The 26,626-nt window shown below is 43.2% G+C and carries 27 protein-coding genes; 14 read left to right on the forward strand and 13 right to left on the reverse strand.

Annotated features, from left to right (window positions below):
• Positions 1–77: 77 nt before the first annotated feature.
• Positions 78–314 carry a hypothetical protein gene (locus BMW86_RS14400; protein WP_089782437.1) on the reverse strand — a complete coding sequence of 79 codons (237 nt, stop codon included), beginning with the start codon at positions 312–314 and terminating at the stop codon, positions 78–80.
• A gap of 160 nt (positions 315–474) precedes the next feature.
• Here BMW86_RS14400 and BMW86_RS14405 point away from each other — a divergent pair, with 160 nt between their 5' ends.
• Together BMW86_RS14405 and BMW86_RS14410 are read left to right on the forward strand one after the other, a co-directional pair.
• Positions 475–1,881, forward strand: a complete 1,407-nt coding sequence (locus tag BMW86_RS14405; protein ID WP_255372922.1) for a sialate O-acetylesterase — start codon at positions 475–477, stop codon at positions 1,879–1,881.
• Positions 1,882–1,988: 107 nt separating this feature from the next.
• A complete protein-coding gene (locus BMW86_RS14410) occupies positions 1,989–2,858 on the forward strand; it encodes a DMT family transporter (protein WP_089782439.1) in 870 nt (289 codons plus the stop codon).
• 12 nt (positions 2,859–2,870) lie between these two features.
• Here BMW86_RS14410 and BMW86_RS14415 read toward each other — a convergent pair whose 3' ends face one another.
• Together BMW86_RS14415 and BMW86_RS14420 are read right to left on the reverse strand one after the other, a co-directional pair.
• Positions 2,871–3,293, reverse strand: a complete 423-nt coding sequence (locus BMW86_RS14415; protein WP_089782440.1) for a hypothetical protein — start codon at positions 3,291–3,293, stop codon at positions 2,871–2,873.
• Positions 3,294–3,325: 32 nt separating this feature from the next.
• Entirely contained in the window at positions 3,326–3,565 is a 240-nt protein-coding gene (locus BMW86_RS14420; RefSeq protein WP_089782441.1) for a hypothetical protein, read from the reverse strand.
• A 351-nt stretch (positions 3,566–3,916) separates the two neighbouring features.
• On the opposite strand from BMW86_RS14420, the gene BMW86_RS14425 reads away from it, so the two are divergent.
• From BMW86_RS14425 to BMW86_RS14455, 7 genes are all read left to right on the forward strand, one after another.
• Complete coding sequence (locus BMW86_RS14425) at positions 3,917–4,495, forward strand: RNA polymerase sigma-70 factor (RefSeq protein WP_089782442.1); 579 nt, start codon at positions 3,917–3,919, stop codon at positions 4,493–4,495.
• Positions 4,496–4,557: 62 nt separating this feature from the next.
• Positions 4,558–5,571, forward strand: a complete 1,014-nt coding sequence (locus BMW86_RS14430; RefSeq protein ID WP_089782443.1) for a FecR family protein — start codon at positions 4,558–4,560, stop codon at positions 5,569–5,571.
• Between the two features lie 60 nt (positions 5,572–5,631).
• Positions 5,632–9,117: a TonB-dependent receptor gene (locus tag BMW86_RS14435; protein ID WP_089782444.1), complete on the forward strand. Its 3,486-nt coding sequence runs from the start codon at positions 5,632–5,634 to the stop codon at positions 9,115–9,117.
• A gap of 12 nt (positions 9,118–9,129) precedes the next feature.
• Positions 9,130–10,752 carry a RagB/SusD family nutrient uptake outer membrane protein gene (locus BMW86_RS14440; protein WP_089782445.1) on the forward strand — a complete coding sequence of 541 codons (1,623 nt, stop codon included), beginning with the start codon at positions 9,130–9,132 and terminating at the stop codon, positions 10,750–10,752.
• A 31-nt stretch (positions 10,753–10,783) separates the two neighbouring features.
• Positions 10,784–11,917 carry a SusE domain-containing protein gene (locus BMW86_RS14445; protein WP_089782446.1) on the forward strand — a complete coding sequence of 378 codons (1,134 nt, stop codon included), beginning with the start codon at positions 10,784–10,786 and terminating at the stop codon, positions 11,915–11,917.
• A gap of 21 nt (positions 11,918–11,938) precedes the next feature.
• Positions 11,939–13,069: a glycoside hydrolase family 76 protein gene (locus BMW86_RS14450; protein WP_089782447.1), complete on the forward strand. Its 1,131-nt coding sequence runs from the start codon at positions 11,939–11,941 to the stop codon at positions 13,067–13,069.
• Positions 13,070–13,163: 94 nt separating this feature from the next.
• Entirely contained in the window at positions 13,164–13,451 is a 288-nt protein-coding gene (locus tag BMW86_RS14455; RefSeq protein ID WP_089782448.1) for a GIY-YIG nuclease family protein, read from the forward strand.
• A 137-nt stretch (positions 13,452–13,588) separates the two neighbouring features.
• Here BMW86_RS14455 and BMW86_RS14460 read toward each other — a convergent pair whose 3' ends face one another.
• The 10 genes from BMW86_RS14460 to BMW86_RS14505 are packed head-to-tail and all read right to left on the reverse strand — an operon-like array spanning position 13,589 to position 21,343.
• Positions 13,589–13,753, reverse strand: coding sequence for a phosphatidate cytidylyltransferase (locus BMW86_RS14460; RefSeq protein ID WP_089782449.1), 165 nt, complete (start codon positions 13,751–13,753; stop codon positions 13,589–13,591).
• Positions 13,754–13,797: 44 nt separating this feature from the next.
• Positions 13,798–15,006, reverse strand: coding sequence for a DUF3570 domain-containing protein (locus BMW86_RS14465; RefSeq protein ID WP_089782450.1), 1,209 nt, complete (start codon positions 15,004–15,006; stop codon positions 13,798–13,800).
• A gap of 6 nt (positions 15,007–15,012) precedes the next feature.
• Positions 15,013–15,234: a DUF4266 domain-containing protein gene (locus tag BMW86_RS14470; protein WP_089782451.1), complete on the reverse strand. Its 222-nt coding sequence runs from the start codon at positions 15,232–15,234 to the stop codon at positions 15,013–15,015.
• Positions 15,221–16,114 (reverse strand): FAD:protein FMN transferase, encoded by an 894-nt coding sequence (locus tag BMW86_RS14475; protein WP_089782452.1) that lies wholly within the window; start codon positions 16,112–16,114, stop codon positions 15,221–15,223. The genes BMW86_RS14470 and BMW86_RS14475 overlap by 14 nt, the downstream gene beginning before the upstream one ends.
• Positions 16,114–16,545 (reverse strand): thioredoxin family protein, encoded by a 432-nt coding sequence (locus BMW86_RS14480; protein ID WP_089782453.1) that lies wholly within the window; start codon positions 16,543–16,545, stop codon positions 16,114–16,116. The genes BMW86_RS14475 and BMW86_RS14480 overlap by 1 nt, the downstream gene beginning before the upstream one ends.
• A gap of 50 nt (positions 16,546–16,595) precedes the next feature.
• A complete protein-coding gene (locus BMW86_RS14485; protein ID WP_089782454.1) occupies positions 16,596–19,169 on the reverse strand; it encodes a mechanosensitive ion channel family protein in 2,574 nt (857 codons plus the stop codon).
• Between the two features lie 60 nt (positions 19,170–19,229).
• Positions 19,230–19,811: a nitroreductase family protein gene (locus BMW86_RS14490; RefSeq protein WP_089782455.1), complete on the reverse strand. Its 582-nt coding sequence runs from the start codon at positions 19,809–19,811 to the stop codon at positions 19,230–19,232.
• A 10-nt stretch (positions 19,812–19,821) separates the two neighbouring features.
• Positions 19,822–20,256 carry a thioesterase family protein gene (locus BMW86_RS14495; RefSeq protein ID WP_089782456.1) on the reverse strand — a complete coding sequence of 145 codons (435 nt, stop codon included), beginning with the start codon at positions 20,254–20,256 and terminating at the stop codon, positions 19,822–19,824.
• 4 nt (positions 20,257–20,260) lie between these two features.
• On the reverse strand, positions 20,261–20,836 hold the full coding sequence (gene rdgB / locus BMW86_RS14500) for an RdgB/HAM1 family non-canonical purine NTP pyrophosphatase (RefSeq protein ID WP_089782457.1): 576 nt from the start codon (positions 20,834–20,836) through the stop codon (positions 20,261–20,263).
• Positions 20,837–20,845: 9 nt separating this feature from the next.
• Positions 20,846–21,343 (reverse strand): hypothetical protein, encoded by a 498-nt coding sequence (locus tag BMW86_RS14505; RefSeq protein ID WP_089782458.1) that lies wholly within the window; start codon positions 21,341–21,343, stop codon positions 20,846–20,848.
• Positions 21,344–21,514: 171 nt separating this feature from the next.
• Between BMW86_RS14505 and BMW86_RS14510 the strand changes: the two genes are divergently transcribed.
• The 5 genes from BMW86_RS14510 (at position 21,515) to fusA (ending at position 26,446) form a co-directional block, all read left to right on the forward strand.
• Entirely contained in the window at positions 21,515–22,633 is a 1,119-nt protein-coding gene (locus tag BMW86_RS14510; protein WP_255372923.1) for a branched-chain amino acid aminotransferase, read from the forward strand.
• A 15-nt stretch (positions 22,634–22,648) separates the two neighbouring features.
• Positions 22,649–22,957 carry a hypothetical protein gene (locus tag BMW86_RS14515; RefSeq protein ID WP_089782460.1) on the forward strand — a complete coding sequence of 103 codons (309 nt, stop codon included), beginning with the start codon at positions 22,649–22,651 and terminating at the stop codon, positions 22,955–22,957.
• Positions 22,958–23,062: 105 nt separating this feature from the next.
• Positions 23,063–23,443 carry a 30S ribosomal protein S12 gene (rpsL, locus tag BMW86_RS14520; RefSeq protein ID WP_012789278.1) on the forward strand — a complete coding sequence of 127 codons (381 nt, stop codon included), beginning with the start codon at positions 23,063–23,065 and terminating at the stop codon, positions 23,441–23,443.
• Positions 23,444–23,476: 33 nt separating this feature from the next.
• The gene (gene rpsG / locus BMW86_RS14525; RefSeq protein WP_089782461.1) at positions 23,477–23,944 is read left to right on the forward strand and encodes a 30S ribosomal protein S7; all 468 of its coding nucleotides are present in this window, start codon (positions 23,477–23,479) and stop codon (positions 23,942–23,944) included.
• A 354-nt stretch (positions 23,945–24,298) separates the two neighbouring features.
• Entirely contained in the window at positions 24,299–26,446 is a 2,148-nt protein-coding gene (fusA, locus tag BMW86_RS14535; RefSeq protein ID WP_089782463.1) for an elongation factor G, read from the forward strand.
• The last annotated feature ends 180 nt before the right edge of the window (positions 26,447–26,626 follow it).

Raw genomic sequence — 26,626 nt, forward strand, 5'->3', positions numbered from 1 at the left:
TTCGAGGTTACAATGAACGAAGGGCACAATGAATAAAAGGTGAAATGGATGAAAGTGGGATCGTAATGGATGAAAAATTAGTTCTCGCTGAATTCGCTGAAGAAACGACGCGCCACGTGTTTAAACCTGTTCACATCTGCCTCACTGTTAAGCGATATAATATCCGGAGTTGTTGACTGATAATATTTCAAAGCTGCCGTGGCAAAATCAATGTTCCCATTTGCATCTACTGTAGCTTTAATATTATTGCTATTACTGTTTAAGTAGTGCAGCGCCTGGATGTCGAATTGAAAAGTTATGATATCGTTTGACATGTTATTTTTCGTTTTATACAGATCCTATATAAAAATTTCGTGCCAAAAATTTTACCCCCTCAAATCGTTTTGTACCTTGTCGGTCTCAAAAGCAAGATAAATTATGCAATTAGCCACGTTAACGAGATTTTTCTTATCATGTGTTGTCACATGCTTAATTGTGCAGAATAGTTATGCAGATGTGCGTTTACCTGCATTGGTAAGTAACAATATGGTGCTGCAGCGCAACAAACCCTTACACATTTGGGGTTGGGCAGACAAAGGGGAGAAGGTGACTGTCTCGTTTTTTAAGGGTACTTACAAGGCCACTGCGGGGGCAGATGGCAAGTGGCAGGTAACATTACCCGCCCGCCCTGCCGGTGGTCCTTATACCATGACAATCAAAGGGAATAATGTCATTACACTGGATAATATCCTGATAGGGGAAGTGTGGATCGCTTCCGGACAGTCGAATATGGAAATGCCCGTAAATGGATGGTCTCATGTCATCAACTTCGAACAGGAAATAAAAGCCGCCAACTATCCGGAAATTCGTTTATTCCAGATCAATCATACTACCAGCACAGCTCCACAGGAAGATGTGGTGACCTGGAAAGGCGGATGGTTAACCTGTACCCCGGAAAATATTCCACTGTTTTCCGCAGTAGGTTACTTCTTTGCCCGTGAAATTTATACACACGAACATATACCTGTTGGCGTTATACACACATCATGGGGTGGAACTGTGGCAGAAGCGTGGACAAGTGGGGAGTCTTTAAAGACAATGCCTGCATTCGCTGATACGGTGAAAGCCCTGGAAAGCCTGCCGGAACCAAAGGCTCCCGGAGACCCCAATAAAGCCACTTTATTATATAATGCGATGATCCATCCTTTATTACCTTATCCCATCCGTGGGGCAATATGGTACCAGGGTGAAAGTAATGCAGACAGGGCTTATCAATACCGTGAACTGTTCCCTTTGATGATCAAAGACTGGCGCAGGCACTGGAATACCGGGGAGTTCCCTTTCTATTTTGTGCAGCTGGCCAACTTCAAAGACAAAAAAGCAGAACCAACTACGTCTGCCTGGGCAGAGTTAAGAGAAGCGCAGTTGCGTACTTTGTCATTGCCGAATACAGGAATGGCTTCTGCTGTTGATATAGGAGATGCAAAAGATATCCATCCCAGGAACAAACAGGAAGTAGGCAGACGTTTATCGCTGATAGCAAGGGCGCAGGTATATGGAGAAAAGATCCCTTATTCCGGTCCTGTTTATTTGTCTAAACAGGTTGCCGGTAGTAAGATCACTTTATCTTTTAAATATACTGATGATGGTTTAATGATGAAACATGGTACAGCTGCATTAACCGGCTTTGAGATTGCCGGGGAAGATAAACAGTTTCATTTGGCGCAGGCTAAGATCTCCGGAGATCATGTAATTGTATGGAGTGATGATGTGAAGAACCCTGTAGCCGTACGTTACGGCTGGGCAGATAACCCGGATGGAAATCTGTATAATGGAGCAGGCTTGCCTGCATCTCCGTTTCGTACAGATGACTGGCAGGGAATAACTTTCGGTAAATTCTGATTTTTGGGTGCAGGGCGAAGCCCCGCAAAACCCCTTTGTTTTTTTGTGATGGGGCGAAGCTCCATCACAAAAAAATGCTTTAGTCAGTTCTAATTTATGTAAACAAGATGCGCCAGATTATCATAGGTTTGCTCTTTGCGTCTTTATGGGCATCCGCTGCGGTAGCTACTAAATACGGCATTCATTCCGCAGATCCATTTATCCTTGCCAATATCCGTTTCTTATTAGCAGGAGGGGCCATGCTTTTCTTCTCCTATGCCATTAAACGCGAATCATTACCTAAAGGAAAAGAATGGCTGCACTTACTGTTATTCGGCCTGATGAATACCACCATCTACCTGGGGTGTTTTGTCATCTCCATGAAATCTGTATCTGCCGGTATTGGTAGTCTTTCTACTGCTACCAGTCCTCTCTTCATTATGATGATATCAGCCGTATGGCTGAAAAGATCATTGCGCTGGTATGAGATCTGTGGGGTTATCCTGGGCCTGACAGGGGTAGCGCTGGCAACATACCCATTATTGCAGGATAGCCACGCTACATTAAAAGGAGTATTAATCTTAATGAGCGGAATGGTATCTGTTTCTATCGCCACTGTCTATTACGCACGTGTAAAATGGACGCTGACAAGGGTCGCTATCAATGGTTGGCAGGTATTCCTGGGCGGATTATTACTATTACCCGTTACCTGTATCACCAGTAACTTTTCAGATAGCCATTTTGATTTACAATTCTGGTTAGCCGTTGGCTGGCTGGCTATCCCGGTATCTATCATCGCTTTACAACTGTGGTTTTACCTGGTAAGTAAAGATACCGTGAAAGCCTCTTTATGGCTGTTCCTATGCCCTGTTTTCGGGTTCCTGTTTTCTTCGCTGTTATTACACGAACCACTCAGCTGGTATACCCTGGCTGGTACCTTACTGGTAATAGGCGGATTATACCTGGCTCAAAGAGAAAAGTTTGCAGCTCATAAGTGAAGACAGCATTGATTAATCCTCAAAATCAATGGATTTGATCTTATTGGCCAGATTATCGATGCTTTGCAGCTCGATTTCTATCATCTTTCTTTTCAGCACAATTGCTTCTTCCTGGGAAATGAGCCCATTATTAAGGGCGGCCTGAATTTTCTTTTGAAGGAGTGTTTTAGACTTCTCTACTTTCTTCCCTTTGAAATAAATATTGGTTTTTTTGGAGAGAAATTTCCAGAATAAAGACAAGACTATAGATACGCTGGGGGCTATTATGACCAGCCATGATTTTAGCGGGTAAGACTCAGGAAGATTGTTGGCGAGCAATACTAAGAGTGTACCACCGCTGGCGCCGGCTATGCTTGCGGATGTAGTATTATTAGGTTGCTGGATATTGGAAGCCGGTGTGGATAGGTTAGCAACCAGTGGATTTTCCTGGTTCAATTGAAAAAAATAGGATTTAAATTAATACGGTTCTATTTGCCTAACAATGCGTCCATCGTACGGAGTAGCTGCTGGGTGTCGTTTTGCTTTTCAAGTTCTAACACTATTACGTTTCCTGATCTATTTTCTATTACAAGGGTTTTAGGCGGATATTTACTGAACTTCTTCAGCTTTGCAGATTCTTGCGCTGCACCTATCAAAGTTACAGCCAGTGAAGACAGTGAAGCGAAAACTGCAATTATTCCCAATATGGTTGTGAATGTAGCTGACATCTAATAATATTAAAGTTTAGATATCTAAATTACGAAAATTTTATTGGAATAACCTTCTTCTTGTCGAGATATATAATAAATAATGCATTCAAAAGAACATACGTATGAGGCAGATTTTAATTTGAAATATTTTTCTCATTTTGTAAGTAGTTTTCCCGGATTACCTGTCTCTATAAGAATAAGAACTCATTTAAGGAGGATAAATTCCACGAAGAAAACTGTAAAATGCTTTATACCATATGATTAGGAGACAATTCCTACAGCATTAGTTATCTTTACCTTTCTTGCAGGCTTAACAGTATTACACGTTATAAAACCACATGGTAGCATTGTAGCATAAAGAGGTGAAGTATGAGCAGCAGCGCAAATTTAAAGTTGTGGCAGCAACAGATCGCATGTGAAGAGGATGAAAAGGCCTTCGCGGAGCTATTCCGCCATTTCTACGACCGGTTGTTACACTTTTGTATCCAGTACGTTCACTCCCGCGAAGCAGCGGAAGAGATCGTTTCTGATGTATTTGTGAAAATATGGAACCGCCGTACAGAATTAGAAAAGGTAGTCAACCTGGAAGTATATCTCTTTGTCGCCGTTAAAAATCACTCACTTAATTATCTCGAACAATATTCTTCCCTGCGCATTTCTCCTATTAATGAAGAAACAGGGATGGCAGAACTCACCAATTCCGTAGATCCCGAAAAGAGAATGGAATGGAAAGAGATCCTGTTCAGAATGGACCAGGAAGTAAGTCGCCTGCCTGATCAATGCCGTCGTGTATTTAAACTCATCAAAGAAGAAGGATTTAAATATAAAGATGTGGCAGAAATCCTCAACATCTCTCCACGTACCGTAGAAACCCAGTTATTTCGTGCCATGAAACGTCTCAACGAAGTAATCGGGCCCTATATGTTCAACCGCATCAAAAAAAAATAATTACATCTTGTAAGTAGTTCTTTTCTTTTCCCTGTCCTTCTTATACAACCGGCTCCATTTTTATGATCAACGAAGAATTATTCACCACGTTATCTGCCAGGAAACTGTCAGGAGAAGCAACCGAGGCAGAACAGCAGGAGCTGGAAGCCATGTTGCAGCTGGATCCTGCTTTACAGGAACGTTATGCTATCCTTCAGCAATACTTTACAGAAACATCTTATCACGCATCTGCAGATACCGAACAGGCATTGAAACGCACAATGGCGCGTATTCATTTAACCGATATACCGGTTAAGCGCACACGATTCTCTCCTGTGTGGAGATGGGCAAGCGCTGCCGCCGTTTTATTACTGATAGCTGGTTTTGCATTTACCTTTCATCATACGGAATCAGTAAAACAATTAGCTGTTATTGATACTACAGAATGGTTGCACAGGCAGAATGGTAAGGCCACCAAAGCCACTATTGAACTGGCAGACGGTAGTAAGATATGGCTGAATGCAGATAGTAAACTCTCTTATCCCGAAGTATTCAGTAAAGGGATACGTGAAGTATATCTGGAAGGAGAAGCCTTTTTTGATGTAGCCAGTAATCCCGACAAACCTTTTATTATCCATCTTACAAAAGGGAATGTGCAGGTATTAGGTACTTCATTTAATATCCGTGCTTATGAGAACGAGCCGGTACAAACATCCGTAAGAACAGGGAAAGTTGCATTCATCCCTGCCTATGAAGGCACTGGTAAAAAGCCGGATACTATTTACATTACACCGGATGAGAAAGTAACCTATGAACAAACAGCCAACAGCATTAAAAAAGAAGTGACTTCATCAGAAGACGATAAAGCCTGGACAGAAGGCCGCCTTGTATTCAGGGATATGACCCTGGAAGATATCTCTTATGAACTGGAAAGAACATTTGGGAAAAAAGTATCCTTTACTGAAGATGCACCACGGCATTTCCGCTTAACAGGTAATTTCCAGAATAACAACCTGCAGGATATCATGTATTACCTGGCCAGATCAAAATCATTCCATTACGATATTACTGACAGTACATTAATTATCAGTCAGTAAGTTTTAGCATTATAGTTCACGTTATTTCAATCAATCAAAATTTACAAACACAGCCGCGTTATGAAAGAAAGACCGCTACCTATTTTCTTTTCGGGTCCTTTCCGCTCATTGTTCCTGCCGCTGATTATCTGCATGGCTTTGTTAAGCATGTTAGATTTAAAGGCACAGGTGGCATTTGCTTCCAATGTGGGGCATCCGTCATTAGGACAACAGGTAAAGGATACTGAGAAACCTTTAGAGAACCGTATTAGCCTGCAGGTAAATAATGAACTGCTGGGCCACGTATTGGAAAGAATAGAGCAACAGACACCTTTTGTGTTTGTATACTCCAATGATGAGATTAAAGCTGCACAGAAAATCTCTCTCAATGTAAAAGACAAAAAACTGGCAGAAGTGCTGGAAATGGTATTATCTCCGCTGAATATCCGGTTTGAAATGATCAATAACAAGATCATTCTCAGACAGGGTGGTGAAATCGCTACATATACCGGTGTGGAAGATGTAACAGTGAATGGGCGTGTAGTCAATAACAAAGGAGAAGGAATACCCAATATCAATGTTCGTTTGCAGGGCTCCTCTATTGGTACTACTACAAATGATCAGGGTTTTTTTACGCTAAAGATCCCGGCTGGGCAAAGCAATGGTACCTTGGTATGCTCTTCCGTTGGTTACATCCCATCGGAAGTGGGGATCGCAGGCAGAACTAATATTACCATCATGCTTACTGCCGACTCTAAGGACCTGGGAGAAGTAGTAGTTACAGCATATGGCTCACAGCAAAAGAAACAGGTAACAGCTGCTATCAATACCATCTCCACAAAAGATTTACAGGGCAGACCCGTTACCAATATGTTTCAGGCTTTGCAGGGACAGGCTCCTAACCTTATCCTGCAACAGAACACCGCAGAACCCGGCGCTACATTAACACTCAATATACGTGGTGTGGGAAGTCTTACCGGTAACACCCCGCTCATCATCATTGATGGTGTACAGGCCGGAACAACCGGATTACAGAACCTGAACCCATATGATGTGGAAAGCATCTCCGTATTAAAAGATGCGGCATCTTCTGCTATCTATGGTTCACAGGCTGCAAATGGTGTGGTGTACATCACTACAAAAAGAGGTACCAAAGATGGTAAACCAAGTGTGCAGTACAACGCGATGTATGGCTGGCAAACGCCTACCACACTGCCAAGACAAACAGAAGCATGGCAGTACATGACGCTGAAAGATGAAGCACTGGTGAACTCCGGTAAAACACCGCAGTATAGTCCTGAAGATATTGCTTACTGGGAGAAACGTGGTTCAGAACCCGCTATGCTGCACGAAATGCTGCGTAAAACGACGCCTCAGCAAAGTCATAATCTTAGCCTTACCGGTGGTGGTAAAAACAGCAGTTACCTGATCTCTCTGGGATATTTAGACCAGGGTAACATGTTGCAGAACCACTACGTAAATCAGGACTTCTACTACAAACGTTACAATGCAAGAACAAATCTTTCTGTGGATGTAAGCAAGTATGTAAAGGTGAATGCAAACATCGCCTACACAAAATCATACTATCGCACACAGGCTGCCGATATCGGTCTCCTGATGAGAGATGCAATGCGTACACCACGTATCTATCCTGTAAAAGATTCCCTGGGAAACTACGTTGTGCCTGCTCTTAGCAGTAATAACGTGATTGCACAACTGGCGCTGGGTGGTTATAACATGAGAGAAGAAGATAACCTGCTGGGTGGTATCGATATAACGATCAACCCCGTAAAACATCTTTCTTTTAATTTCAACGCTTCCGGTAACTATAAAATTAATAATAACATAAATCGCGTTAATAAATACACCTACGCTTCTTATTATACCACTGCCAATCCGCCTATCTACAACCAGTTGTCAGAGTCTGAATATAAAGACATGACCTCAAATGTATACGCTACTGCAGAGTATGAAAATACCTTCGGTAAACATTACGTAAAAGCGCAGGTAGGTGCAAGAAGTGATGCTACCAATGAGTTTTATGGTTTACGCGCCAGTCGTTATGGTACTACCAACCTGGACGATCAGTATGCTATCGGTGGAGGATATATTCCTAAACCAGATGGTAGCTATGACTATTCCAGCATCGGTACTTATAACGACATTACGAATCCTAATCTGTATGCACTGAACTCCCTCTTCGGCAGAGTAAACTATGTATACAATGATAAATACATGGCAGAGTTTACCTGGCGTTATGACGGGTCCTCTAAACTGGCTCCCGGTCACCGCTGGCAGTTCTTCCCGGCATTTTCACTGGGATGGCGTGTTACTGATGAGAAATTCATGGAAGATGTGAAGAGATATGGAAATGTGAAACTCCGTTATTCCTGGGGACAGGTGGGTAACTCTAACATAGGTGGTTACAACTATCTTGCGAGAGTAACACTCAATCCGAATAAGTATGCATTTAACAATGCTCCTTCTCAGGGTGCAGACTTCTCCGCTTACAACGAAACATTACAGTGGGAAATCTCTACCATGAGTAACTACGGTGTGGATGTGGATTTACTCAATAATAAAATCTCTGCTTCATTCGATTACTTCAATAAGAATACTACAGGGATCTATCTGTTCCAGGTAGTTCCGGGTACGGCGGGTATCGGTTCTTCTTTACAGAACGTTGGTAAAGTACAGAACAAAGGATGGGAACTGTCCGTTTCTTACCATGCTAAAACCGGCGCATTCAATCACACCATCACGGCTAACCTGTCTGATAACTTAAATAAGGTGATCAAATACGGTGAACAGTCTGTACAGGGGTCCGACTTTGCTTATATCATTAAAGAGGGTTTCCCGATTGCTTCTTATTATGGTTATAAATCCAATGGTCTGTACCAGAACCTGGATGATATCAAGAATGCACCTGCAGTACCATTCGCGTACAACCAGCAGGTAATGCCAGGAGATGTAAGATATATTGACCGTAATAAAGATGGTAAGATTGATGCCAATGACCGTTATGTATTCGGTAATCCTTTCCCCCGTTATACATTCGGATTCACGTATGCTGTTAACTGGAAGAACTTCGACTTTTCCATGTTCTGGCAGGGTGTAGGTAAAAGATCTCAGTTCCTGCGTGGTGATATCGTAGAGGCCTTCCATAACAATGAAGACCACTCTTTTGTACAACACCTGGACCGCTGGACGCCTACCAATCCTAACGCTACCTATCCTCGCCTCACTATTGGAACAGCAGATGCCAACAACTTTGCATATTCTGACTACTGGTTGTTTGATACCAAATACCTGCGTTTAAAGAACCTGCAGTTTGGTTACACCTTGCCACACAATATTCTGAGTGCCATAAAGGTGCAGAGTGTAAGGGTTTATTTCACCAGTCAGAACCTGTTAACGATCACACCAAAACGTTTCCGTCAGTTGGGTGTAGATCCGGAGTTTACACAGTATGATGATAAGTTAAGCAACGCTAATTACAATCCTATTGCAGGACGTAACTATCCCAATGCTTCTACTTTCTCATTTGGTCTGGATCTGAAATTCTAAAAAGTTAATTGTATGAAGAGATTAATAATATTGATATTAAGCGCCACTACGCTGTACTCCTGCCGCAAGCTGGACCAGCCTATTACGCGTGAATATACAGACGCTGCCTACTGGCGGACAAATGACGATGCATTAGCCGCTTTATCCAGCTGTTATGAAAACATGTCTAACGACGGCTATTTCTTCGGCGATGATGCGCTGAGTGATAACGCATATGTTAGCGGAGATGGTTTTAACGCCGTATCAAAGATCGCCAATGGCGCCTATGATCCATCCAATGGCCGTGTAACAGCAGAATGGGGATATCGCTTTACCTGTATCCGCAAGTGTAATGTGGTGGTGCTGAACATTGATAAAGTGCCGGGTATGGACTCCACTTTAAAACACAGGATACTGGCAGAAGCCCGGTTCATCCGCGCTTATTCCTACTTCCAGCTGGTAAACTGGTATGGGAATGTACCTTTCTACACAGATCTTATCACTATCGAAGCTGCAAAAACAATCGGCCGTACAGATAAAGCGCAGATCCTGGATTTCATCCAGAGTGAGCTCACAGACATCCGTTCTTCCCTGCCTGTAAATAACTATACTGGCACTGCGGGCGGATATGCAGAGAAAGACAAAGGCCGTATCACACGCGGAGCTGCTATTGCACTCAGTGCACGTGTACACCTCTTTAAAAGCGAATGGCAGGGAGCTGTAGACGACTGCGAAAAACTCATAGGCAATACCACTAACGGTACTTATGGTCTGATGAGCAATTACAGCGACATCTTCACCACTGCTAATGAATATAATAACGAAGTGATCCTCGATCTGCAATATGGAGGTGGCAGAACATACAGCTCACAACGTAGCTTCCTGCCACAGACAGTAGCCTTGCTAAGAAGTGTACTGGTGCCTACACAAGACCTGGTAGATGATTACGTCATGCTGAATGGTAAAGGTATTGCTGAATCAGGCTCTGGCTATGATGAAAACGATCCCTACAAAAACAGGGACCCGCGCTTTGAAGCCACTATCCTGCATGATAAATCTACCATCACAGACTTCGATGGTAAAGTGCAGACTATTCTTACGCAACCGGGTTCTAATCCATCTACCAACAGTATCGATGATCAGGGAGCTTCCCCAACCGGTTATTATTTCTACAAATATTACGATCGTACAGCCAGTAATTATAACTCCTCTCTCAACCTCATCATGATCCGTTATGCAGATGTACTGCTGATGTATGCAGAGGCGAAGAATGAACTGGGACAACTGGATGCTACTGTATGGAATCAAACCATCCGTGCATTACGTGTACGTGCTAAGTTCACTGATGCAGGAGCTACCGAATTTCCAGGTGGTACAAAAGAAGTACTGCAAACTATTGTTCGCCGCGAAAGAAGAGCGGAGCTGGCATTCGAAGGTATTCGTCCTTTTGATATCCGCCGCTGGAAAGTCGCAGACGTAGTGCTAAACAAACCAGTAAGAGGTATTAAAGTAACGTCCGGTGCATTCAACAAAGATCCAAACGGGTATATCATTGTGGAGAACAGAACTTTCTCGAATCCCAAACATTACCTGTGGCCGGTGCCTACTTTTGAACGCGACCAGAACACCAACCTTGGACAAAATAACCTCTGGTAAATTCCTACTAACAATTACAAACTGATACGATATGAAAAAATATTTCTCCGCTATAATTGTTGCATCACTGGGCCTTCTGTTCGGCGCTTGCAAAAAAGACTATAAACTAAATTCCAATATTCAACCGGTTAGCAAACTGAGTGCACCGGTAGATGATAAATATATCAAACTGCAACCTGCTACCAGCGCTTCTGTAAGTTTCGAATGGGAACAGGCACGCGCAGAAGATGGTTCCCTGGTATTGTATGAAGTAGTGTTTGATAAAGAGACCGGCGACTTCACCGATCCTATTGCTACGATCGCTTCTGATGGTGGTGGTGTACAAAACAAATTAAGCCTCTCTCATAAAGAGCTGAACAGCATTGCCGGTAAAGCAGGCATCGCAGCATTAGCAACAGGTAAGCTGAAATGGAGTGTAAAAGCTGCCAAAGGATTCAATATCAAACTGGCTACTGAAACACGCACTATAGAAGTAGAAAGACCAAATGGCTTTGCAGAAATTCCCGTAGATGTATACCTCACCGGTGCAGCTACTGAGGTGGGTACTGATTTGTCAAAAGCTATCAAACTGAAATCTACTGCAGCTGGTGTATTTGAAATTTATACTTCTTTGAAAAATGGTACATATCAGTTCGTTGATAGAAATACCGGTACTCCTGCTACTTATTATATCGATGGCACTATTTTAAAAGAAGATGGTGAAAGCACTCAGGCTGATGGTACCAAACAATACCGCCTGCGCCTTGACTTTAATAATACAGCCGCTACCGTTACTGAGATCACTGCTATTGGTTTGTGGTTCGCTCCGGAAAATAAAATCCTCTACGACTTACCATATGCAGGTAACAGTACCTGGTCTTTCCAGAACCAGGTTATCACTTTCCATCAGGAATCATGGGGCCGTGATGAACGTTATAAATTCCGTATGGATGTAAAAGCTGCTGATGGTACAGCCGGACAGGAATGGTACGGTAGTTCCAATGCAGATAACAACCGTCCTACTGCTGCTACACCGTTGTCTTTCTGGGAACTGAAACCTGTGCCGAACAACGATCAGTACAACTACAGTTTCAAATTCATGTCAGAGGTAGATACCAAAGCCTGTGATGTAAATGTATACTTCTCGCCAGACAAGAATTATACGCATGAGGTAATCGTTAAATAACTCTTTCAATCTAATTAGCATATGCGTAGAATCTTAATTTTATTAACACTGGCTACTGCCTTTACATCCTGCCTGAAAGAGCCGGTAGATAATGGTCCCGGACCAGGCGCAGGACAAACCAGTTATGTATATAACTGGCCCCTGATCGCGGATTCCTCTTCCTCAGCACTGATCAGCAGCTTTTATAATCAAAGCAGCAAGACATTCAATAAAAACAATGCAGGCGATCTTACTTTCAACTACTGGCCCAATGCACATGCACTGGATGTATTGACAGATGTTTACCTGCGCACCAATGACCCGGCCATCAAAACAAGGATGGACGATTTACTGGATGGGATGAAAGCAAAGAACGGCGGCACCTATATCAATCATTATTTTGATGATATGGAATGGATGGCCTTAGCCTGCCTGCGTGCTTATGAAGCCACCAGTGATGACCGTTATAAAACCACCGCAGAACTGCTGTGGAATGATATCAAAGGCGGATGGGATGATACCTTCGGCGGAGGTATCTACTGGAACAAGGACAGGCAGAATAAAAACACGCCTGCCAATGCTCCTGCCAGTATCATCGCTTCCCGTATCTACCAGTTGAACCGTAATGCGGATGATCTGGCCTGGGCTAAAAAGATCTACCAGTGGCAAAAGGATTACCTGGTGGATCCTGTATCCGGACTGGTATGGGACGGACTGGATGCTACCGGTACCAATAAAAGCTGGAAGTTCACTTATAATCAGGGTGTTTTTATGGGCGCAGGTGTTGAACTCTACAAAATCACCGGTGATAATGCTTATCTGAGTGATGCGGTGAAAACAGCGAATAACTCAATGGCGGGTGATTTCAGCAGTAACAATATCATGAAAGATGAGGGGGGCGGAGATGGAGGCTTATTCAAAGGCATCCTGGTACGTTACATGATGTTACTGATTACAGATGGTAACCTGAGCAGCACAGATGCTGCGAAGTATATCAGCTTCCTGCAACTGAATGCAGAAACATTATGGCTACAGGGAACTTCCCGTCCTCAGATACTGTTTAATACCAATTGGACAACAAAAGCGACTACTTCAGACCTTACTACTCAATTGAGTGGTACGATGTTAATAGAAGCTGTAGCTAGATTAAAAGAGTTGAATTTGATAAATTAATAATAAGTATATTTATGGCCACTATGAAATAGTTGGCGGATAAAAAGGTTACCTCACAAGGGTAACCTTTTTGTTTTCCGGCATAACCGACACTATGTATATCGTATATATCCTATTTTCCCGGAGTAATGAGAAGATCTATACAGGGCATACTACAAACCTTGTCAAAAGATTTCACTTCCATAATATACATGGGCGTCAGCGATGGACACTGCAATACAGGCCATGGGAAGTTATTTATCTGGAAGTTTTTGAAGACAAGCCAACTGCTATGAAGCGGGAGTGGTTATTAAAATCCGGCAAGGGACGTGCCTGGATTTGGGGGAAAATTCAACAGGAATACTATGCTAAGGGATTTATCAGCAATGATTTAAGCGATTAAGGGGCTACAAACACGAGACTCCTAACGGAGTCTATTCGTAGGATGACATATTAGTTACAAACACGAGCTCTGTTAGGAGCTTAATTTGTTATGCCATATTCTACCAAATATCCAGGCTCCGTTAGAGTCCCCTGATACTATTTTTTACCGCCGCGCGATATAAGAAATATAATCAGGATCACTACAAAAGCTACTGCGATGATGCCAGTCCATACGCCTGCCTTGAAAATACCGCCTACTACCTGACAGCTGCTTAATAACAGGATGGCAAAGCTGAATAATGCCAGTTGTAAGTTTTTCATATCATTTGATTTAGCTGTGGTATATCATACTCTGTGCCAGACTATTACTTCATATGTCTGAAGTCCAGCAACAGGGATACAATATGCGCAGACAGTTGATCTGAGCGTTTGTAGAAGGAATACCGCAGTGCTACTTCCTGAAAAGAGCTATGCTTAAATATGGGTTTAAACATAGCATACCGCCCTGTAATACCCACTTTGTAGCTATTAAACTTACTCAGGTCATAATCAGATGTGTAGAAATCTTCCGTCAGCAGATGCTGATCAATAGGCTTAAAATACCGGGAAGGTGTTTGTGTATAAAAACGTACAAGAGGAGATAATGTAAATAAAGGACTGGTTTTCACCGGTAATTCCAGTTGAATGGTATGTCCGGTAATACCAAAGTTATCCCTGTAAAACCGGTAATAGGAGCGGAGAATCACGTTATTACCGATGAAGGTATTCAGCTGCACAGCCAGTGGCACCTTCCATCTTTCACGTGGAAGATTCTCTACTTTTACCTTTCCGGTATTAAAATAAACACGATGAAAAGGAGTGGAGAGTAATCCTCTCTGATATACCAGCTCCGGGTAAATTGCCAGCTGCATACGCTGGTTAATCACCTGGAACAAAGCCAGGCTGAGATTATAAGAAGAGCGGCGGTAAATATCAAACCATTGCTGATCACGCAGCTCTACAGGATATACTAATGTTTTCGGATAATAATAATCAGGATCAAATCTTCCCCAGCGCAGGTCATCAAAGTAACATTGCAGGGATGCTGATACCTGCCTGGTATGCGTAGCATTATCATGAGAGATAGAAACGCCTACAGGTAGAGACATGTAATCAGACTCTATAGAAAATCCTGCATTAATACCCGCTGTAATACCGGACTTCTTCATCAGCCGGTTATATCCGCCTGCAATATGAAACCGTTTATCCACGCGGGATGCAGAGGATAATACAAGATCTATATTATCTGTAGAAGCAGAAGATATCACATCTATACCCGCATTCAGGAATCCTGAATTTACAGAATCACGTTGATGCGTCAACGTAAACTCAGATACATACACCTGCAGGTTCTCTGTACCTTTACCGCCGGTTACCGCAGAATGATCCCCATCCTGTGTATAGTAAGAGAATAGCAGCTGTATATCCGATTTTGCAAGTTGTTGTTTCTTATATACCGTGCTATCGTTTCCTTTTTGCGCAGTTGCCGTGAAATAAGCCATCAGCAGGGCTGCCGCAACAAATATTCTTTTCATGACTGATCAGTTACATCCACATCCTCCGCTACCTTTCCCTGTTCCACCACCACTACTTCCTTCACGGTAAGACTGTGCGCTTTCATCTAATTTTTCTATTCCTGTTTTTCCTAATTGCATATTGGCATCATTCAGATACTGGCGCTGGTAAGGCTTTACCGTAGCACAGGCCTGTAGTAGCAATACCACAAGAATGATGATTAATATGCCGCTCTTATCCTTTTGCATGTATTTGAATCTTTTCCGACTGAAATATCTTGTTCTTACTATCGATGATGATACAATGCACATCCGGTAACTGGTTAATGAAGTCCAATCCTACGGAAGGCCCCATTACTGTTACGGCTGTTGCCAGGGCATCCGACAATTCTGCACTGGGGCTTATCACTGTTACGCTTTTAATATAAGGGACAGGCTTTCCTGTCCGGGGATCTATATTATGTGAATAGCGGATGCCATTCCTTTCTATATACTGTTCATAATTACCAGACGTTGCTACAGACGCATTGTATACAGGCAGCCACATTAATATCTTTTCAGGATCATCGGGGTTTGCAATACCTACCTTCCAGGGCTCACTACCCCAGGCGGTAAGGTCGCCACTGGCATTTATCACACCGCTGCTAGCTCCGGCAGCTATCCACAACGCCTTTACCTTATCCGCAGCATATCCTTTCCCTATCGCCCCAAAACCTATCCGCATACCTTTTTGCTCCAACAGGATACGGTTATTATCCAGTAACGTAATATAACGGTAACCGGTTTTTTGAAGAGCGTCTGCTATTGCAGACGATTGAGGCCACTGAAAATTGTGTTGTTTGAAATTAAAGAGTCGTTTCAGTAAACCGGAGGAAATATCAAAGGCTCCCTGGGTAATAGCGCTTAAGCGCAGGCAGCGTTGTATGAGCTGGTATACCTCAGCCGGTACGGTAACCGGTTGTAAGCCGGCATTGGCATTTAGCTGCGCCGTAACAGAAGTATCATTGAATTCTGTGAGTAAAGCTTCTATCCGTTTGATCTCTGTAACACCCTGTTCCAGCCTTTGCTCCGTTCCTATCAGTTCAAAATCAGAACCCATTAAGCGGATATGGAGCTTGTTATCAGGCATTACTGAAGCAGTTGTTTGAGGGTGCTGATAAAGTCGGAAGGGGATTGCTGTCTTACAGGTACGGCTGTCATCAGTTTCTTTTCAGGACTTAACAGCACTACATGCGGAAAGGCACCCTCAGGATTAAAAGCTGCGGCCAGGGAATCGTATTGTGAACGCAGGGGAGCGGCTATCTTTTTACGCTGGGGAAAGTCTGCTTCCAGCAGTACAAGGTTATCTCCTGCAAAACGCAGAAAAGTACTGTCGGATAATATTGTCTTATTGAATTGTATACAGGGGATACACCAATCAGAACCGGAAAAAATCAGCATTACCTTTTTGCCTGTCTGTTTTGCCAGGTCGAATGCTTTATTGGGGTTTTGTATAATCTGTGCTTCACAAACCGCACAAGAGAACCACATTCCCACGAACAGAAACAAAATAAGTCGCATGATGCGATGATTTTATGGCATGGCTACCGCCGCAAATATAGTTAAAAATACTATATACCTTCCTGATCTGGATGCTTTTCGGATGAATCTGCTTGTTTTCCAATAAGAGGATCTGCCGGCTTTTCGGCAGGTTGTGTCCCAGTTGGCGGAACATTTTCTTCCTTTCGATAAACATCCTGTCCCATCCTGATTTCCACCTGTTGTGGAGAAGGATGCGCAATCTTAATGCCTGCCTGTTGTAATTGAGAATAAGTATCTATCAGAATAGCGCTTTTCAAAGTACCAGCCTGCCCAAGGTCACTAATCCAGAACGATACTAAAAAGTCGATCGCATTATCTCTGAAATTAGCCAGTAACACTACGGGTTCAGGTACCTCTAATACACCTTCCTGTTCTTTAATACATTTTTTAAGGATCTCTGAGACTGTTTTAATATCCGAACCATAAGCAACGCCTACCGGCAGATCTATCTTACGGGTACGGTTGTTCACCGTCCAGTTTACCAGTTGCTGGGCTATTAACTCCCCGTTAGGGACAATCACCTCAGAACCATCTCCCGCAGAGATCTTACTGGATCGGATGCCTATTTCTTTCACCACTCCGGACCGGGTGCCCAGTTCTATCACATCACCCACTTCAATAGGTTTCTCAAAGGCCAGTATCACCCCGGAAACAAGATTATTTACAATATTCTGTAACCCAAAACCGATACCCACACCCAAAGCCCCAATTACAATAGCCACTTTATCCATAGGTATTCCGGAGGCGGCAAAGGCCAGCAATGTACCGGCTCCTAATACTGCCAGGCGTATTAATAGTATCGCAGAACCTAACCCTTTACGGGGTTGTGAGCTTTTACCGGTATAGCCCATCAGGTAAGAAATAATCTGAGTGATCACGGTAGATACCCAGATAATCAATAAGAAGATAATCACACTGCTAAAGGAGAAAGTGATATTTCCTATTTTACGTTCTGCGCTCAGAAATTCACTGACGAAATCATAAATAGCCTCATAGATATACAGATTACGGGCCATCAGTACTAACCATCCTATAGTAGCGATGATATAAAAGAAGGTCTTTAGTTTACTCTTGATATTCTGATAATCTATCAGAGAGATAAATGTGCTGGAATCTTTATTAGCCTCAACCTGTAAATAAATAGCTTCCATTAGTATCTCCACCATCAGCACAATACCTAAAGCCATTGTAATATTTACTACACTTGCCGCACCAATGATCTTAGCTGCTGTAACCCTTGCTATAATTACCAGTAAGAGGGAAAAGGAACTCATGATGATGAATAACCATATCGCAGAACGGGAATACTTAGGTAATGGCAGCGTTGTATTACGCAGGCTCTGTAATAAATAAGCCCCTAATGTAATAGAGAGAATTGCCCCGGCAAAAAGGCCCCATTGCTCTGCAAAGGTGGCCTGTATTAACAGGTTGTTCATGCAGTAAATAGCCAGTAAGAACACCAGGAATAACCATCTTTTAAAAATATGAACAGGGATATTTTCCCTGATGATAAAAGAGGCAGAAAGGACAGTAATTCCCCAGGCTATTTCTGCATAAAGAATAGGATACTGGATAGATAACAATGATGTAAACGTCGCTACTAATAAGATGGCACTGGCAATGGGATGACGATACAGATATTTTGAATGCTGTAAAATGGATTCCGCTTCAGTAGGTTCATGATGCAGCCTTATTTTTCGGGTATTAAACCGTATCCACCATAAAAAAGCAATACCTGCTAATAACCATATAAAGAATAAGGGTCTTCGTACCGCGTAAAAGATCTCAAGCACACGGATGTTTTTACGCAGGGAATGACTTAACACCTGTGTAAACTTCGGGCCTTTTTTATCTGGCAGTGGAGGTTCCCATAAATAACTAAAGTCTTTATTAAACATCCGGGAACTAAAGGTGGATAACTGGAAATCCATGTCTTCCAGTAAATTGGTAGACTCAATATATCTGCTGGCCACTTTGTTTTGCAATAGGCCCAGGTACAGGAGGTTTCGTTTATTGGCACTGTCTACCTGTCGCCATTTCCCGATGAGCGTAGCCATTTGTCCCACGTAAATATCGCGCAACTGATCTTCTGCGGGGATGTTGCGCATAGCAGTATCTTTTCGCAGCAGTTGTAATGTATCGCTGATATTTACGAGGCGGTCATAATATTTAAACAGATTATCCTGCCATCTGTCTAATCTCCATTCCAATTGCAGCAATAATACCCGGTTGGTATAGATATCGTGCACATTGGGAGTACTGCCTAAGCTGGCAATATCTCTTTTAATAACTAATAAAGAAGAATCTATTAAAGGAAGATTTTCACTGATACCGGCGGTATCGAGTCCACGTCTTAGTGTACTCATTACCTGGTTCAACATGAGGGTATAACTTTCTAATCTGTTAATGATAACGGCAACGGATGTATCGGATATTTTAAGTGTGGATTTACCGGAGCCGGTATCTTTTACCTGTTGAGAGATGATTTTGCTGAGGGTAGCGCTGTCCATTGGCCTGGCGCCAGGTTTGATGTCCTGAGCCTGAATGCCTGTGAAAGATAAGACCAGAATGAGAAGAATGCTCCGGGGGATATGGATCAGCATATACAAACAATTTAAATTTTGATTTATGTGATGGTGCGAAGCACCATCACATAAAAAAGATTATTTCTCCCACTTCATTTTCTCTTCCATTGGTTTCAATCTACGACCAGCCTGTGCTGGTTCATCTGTATATCCCAGGTAAAAAATCCCCAGCACTTTATCTTCCTCTCTCAGGGAAAGATATTCCTTCATAGCAGGGTGGAAGGTCATTCCACCGGAGCCCCAGTAACCAGCCAGTCCTAACGCTGTAGCACCCAGCCACAGGTTTTGGGTAGCACATCCTACTGAAACTATTTCTTCCAGTTCAGGGATCTGAGGTTTATTCCCTCTCTTCATACAAATCGCAATCACATGCGAAGCAAGATCACCCTGTTGTTGTAATTTTTCATAATTACCCAGGATGAATTTGTCCGGTGCTGTATTGGCTTTATATATTTCTGCGTGATCATTGCAGAAGCGTTTTACCGCATCTCCTGCAAATACTGCAAAATACCAGGGTTCTGTATAACCATGAGTAGGAGCCCAGTCGGCCAGTTGTATTAACTGTTGAATCTGTTCGTCAGGGATCTTTTTACCATTCATGCTGAATGGTTTGATATTCCTGCGTTGTTCGATGATGCTTGTCAGGTTGGCGATATCCATGCTTTAATATTTATAAGGTCAGTTTTTGTTTCCATGCTTCTGGCAGACGGCCTACTTTCCGTTCATTATAATCAAAGTAAATCATCCCTGATTTCGCTTCTGAAATAACGATTGTTTTATCTTCCCGTTTAGTAGTAATACGGTAATAGATATCAAATCCAAAGGAAGAGATATCTCCCGCACCAACGGCTATATCAAAAATATCCCCGTGAAAGCCTTCGCCTTTATATACTACGGCAGCATCCGCCATAATAAGTCCCAATCCTTTTTCTTTATCCAGCTCCTGGTAACCCATGGATGCCAGGAAACGGATTCTTGCTTCGTGTATCAGTGACAGGATGGAATCATTGCCCACGTGCCCGCCATAATTTACATCTTTAATGGTTATCTGGATCTGTGTCGTAAAGCCCAGCTTTTCCGGGATGTCTATTCTAACTCTAGCCATTTAATTATTTGTTTTTCAAAAAGTTAACCAGTTTATGAAATGCTTTTGCCCGGTGGCTATACTGGTTTTTCTCAGTCATATCCATTTCTGCAAATGCTTTTGCAGCACCATCCGGTACGAAGATGGGATCATATCCAAATCCTTTGCCACCTGTGCGTTCCGTTAGTATAGTACCCGGACAGATCCCCTCAAACTGGTATTCTTTTCCTGCCAGGATAAGGGAGATAACGGTACGGAACTGAGCCTTACGGTTGGTAGATCCGTCCAGCTCCCGCAATACTTTGCTGATATTATCATCAGCCGATTTCTGTTCACCTGCATACCTGGCGGATAATACGCCCGGAGCGCCATGCAGCGCCGGTATTTCCAGACCTGTATCTTCCGAAAAGCAATCTTTTCCCGTCATATTATTAATAGTAACGGATTTTTCTGTGGCATTGGCTTCGAGCGTATCATGAGGTTCCGGGATATCTATATCGATACCTGCTTCCTGAAGGGTGATAATAGAGAAGCTATCTCCAAGTACGGCACGGATCTCTTTTACTTTATTCTCGTTATTGGTGGCAAATACAAGTGTCATCGTAATTATTTAAACATTCAGGAGCTGTTTCAGGCCCGTCCATAGTTTCCCTTTGAGGGCTTTATCCTGGGAAATATCAAAAAAGGCATCGGAGTACAACAGCTGGCATCCGCTTACCTGCATTACCTGGTAAGTAGGAAAGGTCTCCAGGCCCAGGCTGGCAGGAGAAATCCCGAACAGTACACACTGTTTCATGGGAACGGCAGTCTGCCATGCTGTAAAGGGCATAGCAGGATATTGTGATATATTTACGAGTGCAATGTCCTGCATGCCTAGTTTACAGGCATTTAATATATTGGTGAGCAGATTAAATAATTCATCATTTAAATATGCTTCACTTTCGTTTTGTATTAACAGCGTTATGTTTTTTTGATTTTCTCCTAAAAATTTCACCTTAGGAGGCGCTTCCTGTACTTTTGGTGCAGGACTGTTTTTCCCCGGAACAATCGGCTGGGTATATATCCTGGCTAGCAGGTAAGGGTCCAGTTGAACCTGATCAAGAGACATGAGTGTATCGTTTTAAGTAAATGTAAAGGTCCCGCTTGGGGAAAAAACAGTTTATTTGCATTTCGCAGTGAGCAAATGTAAGTGTATTCAATTTTAGATTCACGATTTCCGACTTTAGATTTGAAATCTTCACGGTTAAGAAAAACATCAAAACAAAACTAATTAAGTCTCATGATGGCAGTAGATCATCCAACAACAAACACCGTTCGGGAGGAAGCTTTACAAAAAATAAAGCTGAGCCTGACGAAAGAAAGCAGGATAGGCGAAATTGATTTCAACAACCTGCAATTTGGTAAGAAATATGCGGACCATATGCTGGTGGCAGATTTCGACGGACAGGAATGGAAGAACGCAGAGATCCTGCCTTTCCAGCATTTATCAGTTAGCCCATCGAATGCCGCCTGGCATTATGGGCAGGCCATTTTTGAGGGAATCAAGGCGTATAAGGATCAGGAAGGAGAACCAATGATTTTCCGTCCGTATGATAACTATGCGCGTTTCAATACCTCTGCGGAAAGGATGGGTATGCCATTTGTACCTGAATGGTTGTTTATTGGTGGGATGGACCTGTTAATTGATACAGACCGTAACTGGGTACCTACCAACCAGGGCAGTTCCCTGTACCTGCGTCCTTTTATGATTGCTGCTGATGAGTTTATAGGTGTAAAGCCTTCTGATACATATAAGTTTGTTATTATAAATTCTCCGTCAGGCCCTTATTTTAATAAGCCTATCAAACTGCTGGTGCAGGATAAATATATACGTGCCTTTCCCGGAGGCGTAGGATATGCCAAGGCGGCCGGTAACTATGGAGGCGCTATGTATCCTACCATGCAGGCTAAAAAGCAGGGATACGACCAGATACTGTGGGTAGACGGGGCGGAGTTCAAGAACCTGCAGGAGTGTGGTACCATGAACGTATTTGCGATCATCGGTAATAAGGCTATCACACCTGATCTGACCCAGGGAACTATCCTGGCAGGGGTAACCAGGGCCAGTGTGATGGATATTTTAACAGATATGGGGCTGACAGTAGAGGAAAGACCTATCTCCATAGAAGAGGTGGTAGCAGCCTGGAAGGATGGCAGCCTGAAGGAAGTATTTGGTACAGGAACTGCATCCAGCGTGGCTTACGTAGAGCAGCTGGACTATAAGGAACACCTGATCAGACTGGATACTACCAAATATTCTGTAGGGGCGGAAGTGATTGAGCGTCTGGATGCTATACGCACCGGCAGGGCAGAAGATACCCGTAACTGGAATTATAAAGTAGGAAGTAGCGCGCTTTAATCTATCTTTATACGCATGACACTTGCAGATTTTATAACATCTCTGAGTCTGGAAGCGCCGCCACAAGGGCTGTCGTCTTATTCCCGGGCACTCTGGTGGGATGGAAAAGGTAACTGGCAGAAGGCACATGATATTATAGAGGACCTGGGTGATGATACAGCAGCCTGGGTGCATGCCTACCTTCACAGGAAGGAAGGCGATAATGGAAATGCCCGATACTGGTACGCATGTGCGGGGCGAAAGATGCCTGAAATTCCTTTAAAGGAGGAGTGGGAGGTGATGGTGAAAGCGCTGAATAGCGAGAGACCGGAAAAAAATGTTTAAAACATTTTGTTATTAACACAGAGAAGTATACCTTTGCCCTCCCAAATTCCCATTCTGGGTGATTTGGATGTCATTGTAAACCGACAGAAAAAAAAACTAGGTAGAATGCCTACTATACAGCAATTAGTAAGAAAAGGAAGAGAAATTATCCGGGCTAAATCCAAGTCCAGGGCTTTAGATAGCTGTCCGCAGCGCCGTGGTGTATGTACACGTGTGTACACTACTACTCCTAAGAAGCCTAACTCTGCACTACGTAAAGTAGCGAAGGTGCGTTTGACTAATAAAGTGGAAGTGATCGCTTACATTCCGGGTGAAGGACACAATCTGCAGGAGCACTCTATCGTGTTAATTCGCGGTGGTAGGGTAAAAGACTTGCCAGGTGTGCGTTATCATATCGTACGTGGATCTCTGGATACTGCCGGTGTGAAGGATAGGAAGCAGAGCCGTTCCAAGTATGGTACGAAAAAGGAAAAGGCTAAGAAATAATACATTATAAAAAGTTGAAATCTTTCAGATAAAATGAGAAAGCAAGCTGCAAAAAAGATGCCTTTGGCTCCGGATCCGCGCTTTAACGACAAACAGGTAACACGGTTTGTTAACAACGTGATGGAACAGGGCAAAAAAAGCATTGCCTTTAGGATATTTTATGATGCGATCGACAGAGTAAGCCAGATAACCGGTGATAACGGTTATGAGGTTTGGAAGAAAGCTCTGGTGAACGTAACTCCTGCCGTAGAAGTTAGAAGCCGTCGTATCGGTGGTGCTACCTTCCAGATCCCTGCTGAGGTTCGTCCTGACAGGAAGATCTCCCTGTGTATGAAATGGTTGATCCGTTTCGCAGGTGAAAGGAATGGTAAGAGCATGGCTGAGAAGCTGGCTAACGAAATCGTAGCTGCAAGCAAAGGTGAAGGTGCTGCTTTCAAAAAGAAAGAAGATACTCACCGTATGGCTGAAGCGAACAAGGCATTCTCCCACTTCAGGATTTAAAATCTCCTGCCACTAAGGTAGATGGTTTATAAAGATATAAGGGAAACATCCCGGGATAACCCCGGGGTGTTTCCCTTTTTATATGCCTGGAAGAAGCCGCTTTTAAGAAGGCTCCTTCCTGTCTCCTTCCTATCTGCGTCCTGTCTCCTCCCTATCTCCTTCATGTCTGAAGCATGGATCATCCGTATTAACCGCGCACTTTCTTATAACACCCACAGATTTGTAATAAAAATGTAATTGTTAGGAGAAGCCGCAGGAAATAACAATTTGGCAAAACAGGACACTTTATTTATTGGTAAATTATAGTTACCTTTGCCCCCCAAATTGTATTATATACAGTCATTTTAATATTATATGGCAGACTTAAGATTTCAGAGAAACTTTGGTATTGCGGCGCACATTGATGCGGGTAAAACCACTACCACAGAGCGTATCCTGTATTACACAGGTAAATCCCACAAAATTGGGGAAGTGCACGAAGGTGCTGCCACCATGGACTGGATGGCACAAGAGCAGGAGAGAGGTATTACCATTACATCTGCTGCTACTACTTGTTTCTGGAAATTCCCAACCTTACAGGGAAAGATTCAGCCAGATTCAAAAGAGTATAAATTTAACATCATTGATACTCCGGGTCACGTGGACTTTACCGTAGAGGTAGAACGTTCCCTGCGTGTACTGGATGGTCTGGTAGCATTGTTCTGCGCCGTATCTGGTGTTGAACCTCAGTCTGAAACCGTTTGGCGTCAGGCTAACCGTTACCGTGTACCCCGTATCGGTTTCGTTAACAAAATGGACCGGTCTGGTGCTGACTTCCTGAACGTGGTAAAACAGGTGAAGGAAATGTTAGGAGCTAACCCTGTTCCCCTGATGCTGCCTATCGGCGCTGAAGATACCTTCAAAGGTGTGGTTGACCTGATCACTATGAAAGGTATTATCTGGGATGAAGAAGGTAAAGGTGCTACCTACCAGGAAATCGAAATTCCTGCAGACATGAAGGACGAAGCGGAAGAATGGAGAGCTAAACTGGTAGAATCAGTTGCTGATTATGATGAGAAGCTGTTGGAGAAATTCTTCGAAGATCCTAACTCGATCACTGAAGATGAAATTCACGAAGCTATCCGTAAAGCTACTATCGACATCGCTATCATTCCAATGCTGTGCGGTTCTTCCTTCAAGAACAAAGGTGTACAGAAAATGCTGGATGGTGTTTGCCGTTACCTGCCTTCTCCAATGGATATCGAAGCTGTAAAAGGAACTAATCCTGACAACGGCGAAGAAATCGAACGTAAACCAGATGCTAAAGAACCATTCGCAGCACTGGCCTTTAAGATCATGACCGATCCTTTCGTAGGTCGTCTTGCATTCTTCCGGGCTTACTCTGGTCACCTGGATGCTGGTTCTTATGTACTGAACACACGTACAGGTAAGAACGAGCGTATCAGCCGTATTATGCAAATGCACGCCAACAAGCAGAACCCTATCGATTTCATCGAAGCTGGTGATATCGGAGCTGCTGTAGGTTTTAAAGATATCAAAACAGGTGATACCCTGTGTAACGAAGATCATCCGATCATTCTGGAATCAATGACCTTCCCTGAGCCTGTAATACACATCGCCATCGAGCCTAAAACACAGGCAGATATGGATAAGATGGGTATGTCAATCGCTAAACTGGTAGAAGAAGATCCTACCCTGAGAGCGAGAACAGACGAAGAAACGGGTCAGACCATCCTCAGCGGTATGGGTGAGCTTCACCTGGAAATCATCGTTGACCGTATGCGTCGCGAGTTCAAGGTAGAAGTTAACCAGGGTGCGCCACAAGTAGCTTTCAAAGAAGCACTTACAACCACCATTGAACACCGTGAAGTGTACAAGAAACAAACTGGTGGTCGTGGTAAATTCGCGGACATCCAGGTTACAATCGGACCTGCTGACGCTGAATGGCTGAAAGAAAATGATGGTAAATCATTCCAGTTCGTGAACGATATCTTTGGTGGATCTATCCCTAAGGAGTTCATCCCTTCTGTACAGAAAGGTTTCGAACAATCCATGAACAATGGTGTACTGGCTGGCTATCCTTTGGATAATCTGAAAGTACGTCTGTTTGATGGTTCCTTCCACCAGGTTGACTCCGATGCTATGTCATTTGAGTTATGTGCTAAATCTGCTTTCCGTGAGGCTGGTAAAAAAGCCAAACCAGTTTTACTGGAACCAATCATGAAAGTGGAAGTACAGACTCCAGACCAATACATGGGTGATGTTACAGGTGACCTGAACCGTCGTCGTGGTATGCTGGAAGGTATGGAAATGAGGAATGGTGTGCAGGTAATCAAGGCTAAAGTACCATTGAAAGAAATGTTCGGTTATGTAACCCAGCTTCGTTCAATGTCTTCTGGTCGTGCATCTTCTATCATGGAGTTCTCTCACTATTCACCTGCTCCTAACAGCATCGCTGAAGAGGAAATAGCAAAAGTGAAAGGTAAAGTGAACGCAGACTAATTCTGAATAGATTCTGAATTTATACGGTCCGTCCTGTTTATACAGGACGGATTTTTTTTGTTAAGACCCCGCCACCACCTTAAAAAGAGCTTAATAATTGCTTAATCCCCTGCAGAGCTTGTAACTTCTTTTGTAATATCGCGTTCTATAAGTGTTAATTAGTGTTAACTACTGTTATTT

Source organism: Chitinophaga sp. YR573, assembly GCF_900110995.1.
Taxonomy (GTDB): Bacteria; Bacteroidota; Bacteroidia; order Chitinophagales; family Chitinophagaceae; genus Chitinophaga.

Excerpts from the sequence above, each read along its gene's own strand:
- BMW86_RS14400 (WP_089782437.1), bottom strand. The coding sequence starts at position 314 with ATGTCAAACGATATCATAACTTTTCAATTCGACATCCAGGCGCTGCAC.
- BMW86_RS14410 (WP_089782439.1), top strand. The coding sequence starts at position 1,989 with ATGCGCCAGATTATCATAGGTTTGCTCTTTGCGTCTTTATGGGCATCC.
- BMW86_RS14420 (WP_089782441.1), bottom strand. The coding sequence starts at position 3,565 with ATGTCAGCTACATTCACAACCATATTGGGAATAATTGCAGTTTTCGCT.
- BMW86_RS14425 (WP_089782442.1), top strand. The coding sequence starts at position 3,917 with ATGAGCAGCAGCGCAAATTTAAAGTTGTGGCAGCAACAGATCGCATGT.
- BMW86_RS14430 (WP_089782443.1), top strand. The coding sequence starts at position 4,558 with ATGATCAACGAAGAATTATTCACCACGTTATCTGCCAGGAAACTGTCA.
- BMW86_RS14435 (WP_089782444.1), top strand. The coding sequence starts at position 5,632 with ATGAAAGAAAGACCGCTACCTATTTTCTTTTCGGGTCCTTTCCGCTCA.
- BMW86_RS14440 (WP_089782445.1), top strand. The coding sequence starts at position 9,130 with ATGAAGAGATTAATAATATTGATATTAAGCGCCACTACGCTGTACTCC.
- BMW86_RS14445 (WP_089782446.1), top strand. The coding sequence starts at position 10,784 with ATGAAAAAATATTTCTCCGCTATAATTGTTGCATCACTGGGCCTTCTG.
- BMW86_RS14450 (WP_089782447.1), top strand. The coding sequence starts at position 11,939 with ATGCGTAGAATCTTAATTTTATTAACACTGGCTACTGCCTTTACATCC.
- BMW86_RS14455 (WP_089782448.1), top strand. The coding sequence starts at position 13,164 with ATGTATATCGTATATATCCTATTTTCCCGGAGTAATGAGAAGATCTAT.
- BMW86_RS14460 (WP_089782449.1), bottom strand. The coding sequence starts at position 13,753 with ATGAAAAACTTACAACTGGCATTATTCAGCTTTGCCATCCTGTTATTA.
- BMW86_RS14465 (WP_089782450.1), bottom strand. The coding sequence starts at position 15,006 with ATGAAAAGAATATTTGTTGCGGCAGCCCTGCTGATGGCTTATTTCACG.
- BMW86_RS14470 (WP_089782451.1), bottom strand. The coding sequence starts at position 15,234 with ATGCAAAAGGATAAGAGCGGCATATTAATCATCATTCTTGTGGTATTG.
- BMW86_RS14475 (WP_089782452.1), bottom strand. The coding sequence starts at position 16,114 with ATGCCTGATAACAAGCTCCATATCCGCTTAATGGGTTCTGATTTTGAA.
- BMW86_RS14480 (WP_089782453.1), bottom strand. The coding sequence starts at position 16,545 with ATGCGACTTATTTTGTTTCTGTTCGTGGGAATGTGGTTCTCTTGTGCG.
- BMW86_RS14485 (WP_089782454.1), bottom strand. The coding sequence starts at position 19,169 with ATGCTGATCCATATCCCCCGGAGCATTCTTCTCATTCTGGTCTTATCT.
- BMW86_RS14490 (WP_089782455.1), bottom strand. The coding sequence starts at position 19,811 with ATGGATATCGCCAACCTGACAAGCATCATCGAACAACGCAGGAATATC.
- BMW86_RS14495 (WP_089782456.1), bottom strand. The coding sequence starts at position 20,256 with ATGGCTAGAGTTAGAATAGACATCCCGGAAAAGCTGGGCTTTACGACA.
- rdgB (WP_089782457.1), bottom strand. The coding sequence starts at position 20,836 with ATGACACTTGTATTTGCCACCAATAACGAGAATAAAGTAAAAGAGATC.
- BMW86_RS14505 (WP_089782458.1), bottom strand. The coding sequence starts at position 21,343 with ATGTCTCTTGATCAGGTTCAACTGGACCCTTACCTGCTAGCCAGGATA.
- BMW86_RS14510 (WP_255372923.1), top strand. The coding sequence starts at position 21,515 with ATGATGGCAGTAGATCATCCAACAACAAACACCGTTCGGGAGGAAGCT.
- BMW86_RS14515 (WP_089782460.1), top strand. The coding sequence starts at position 22,649 with ATGACACTTGCAGATTTTATAACATCTCTGAGTCTGGAAGCGCCGCCA.
- rpsL (WP_012789278.1), top strand. The coding sequence starts at position 23,063 with ATGCCTACTATACAGCAATTAGTAAGAAAAGGAAGAGAAATTATCCGG.
- rpsG (WP_089782461.1), top strand. The coding sequence starts at position 23,477 with ATGAGAAAGCAAGCTGCAAAAAAGATGCCTTTGGCTCCGGATCCGCGC.
- fusA (WP_089782463.1), top strand. The coding sequence starts at position 24,299 with ATGGCAGACTTAAGATTTCAGAGAAACTTTGGTATTGCGGCGCACATT.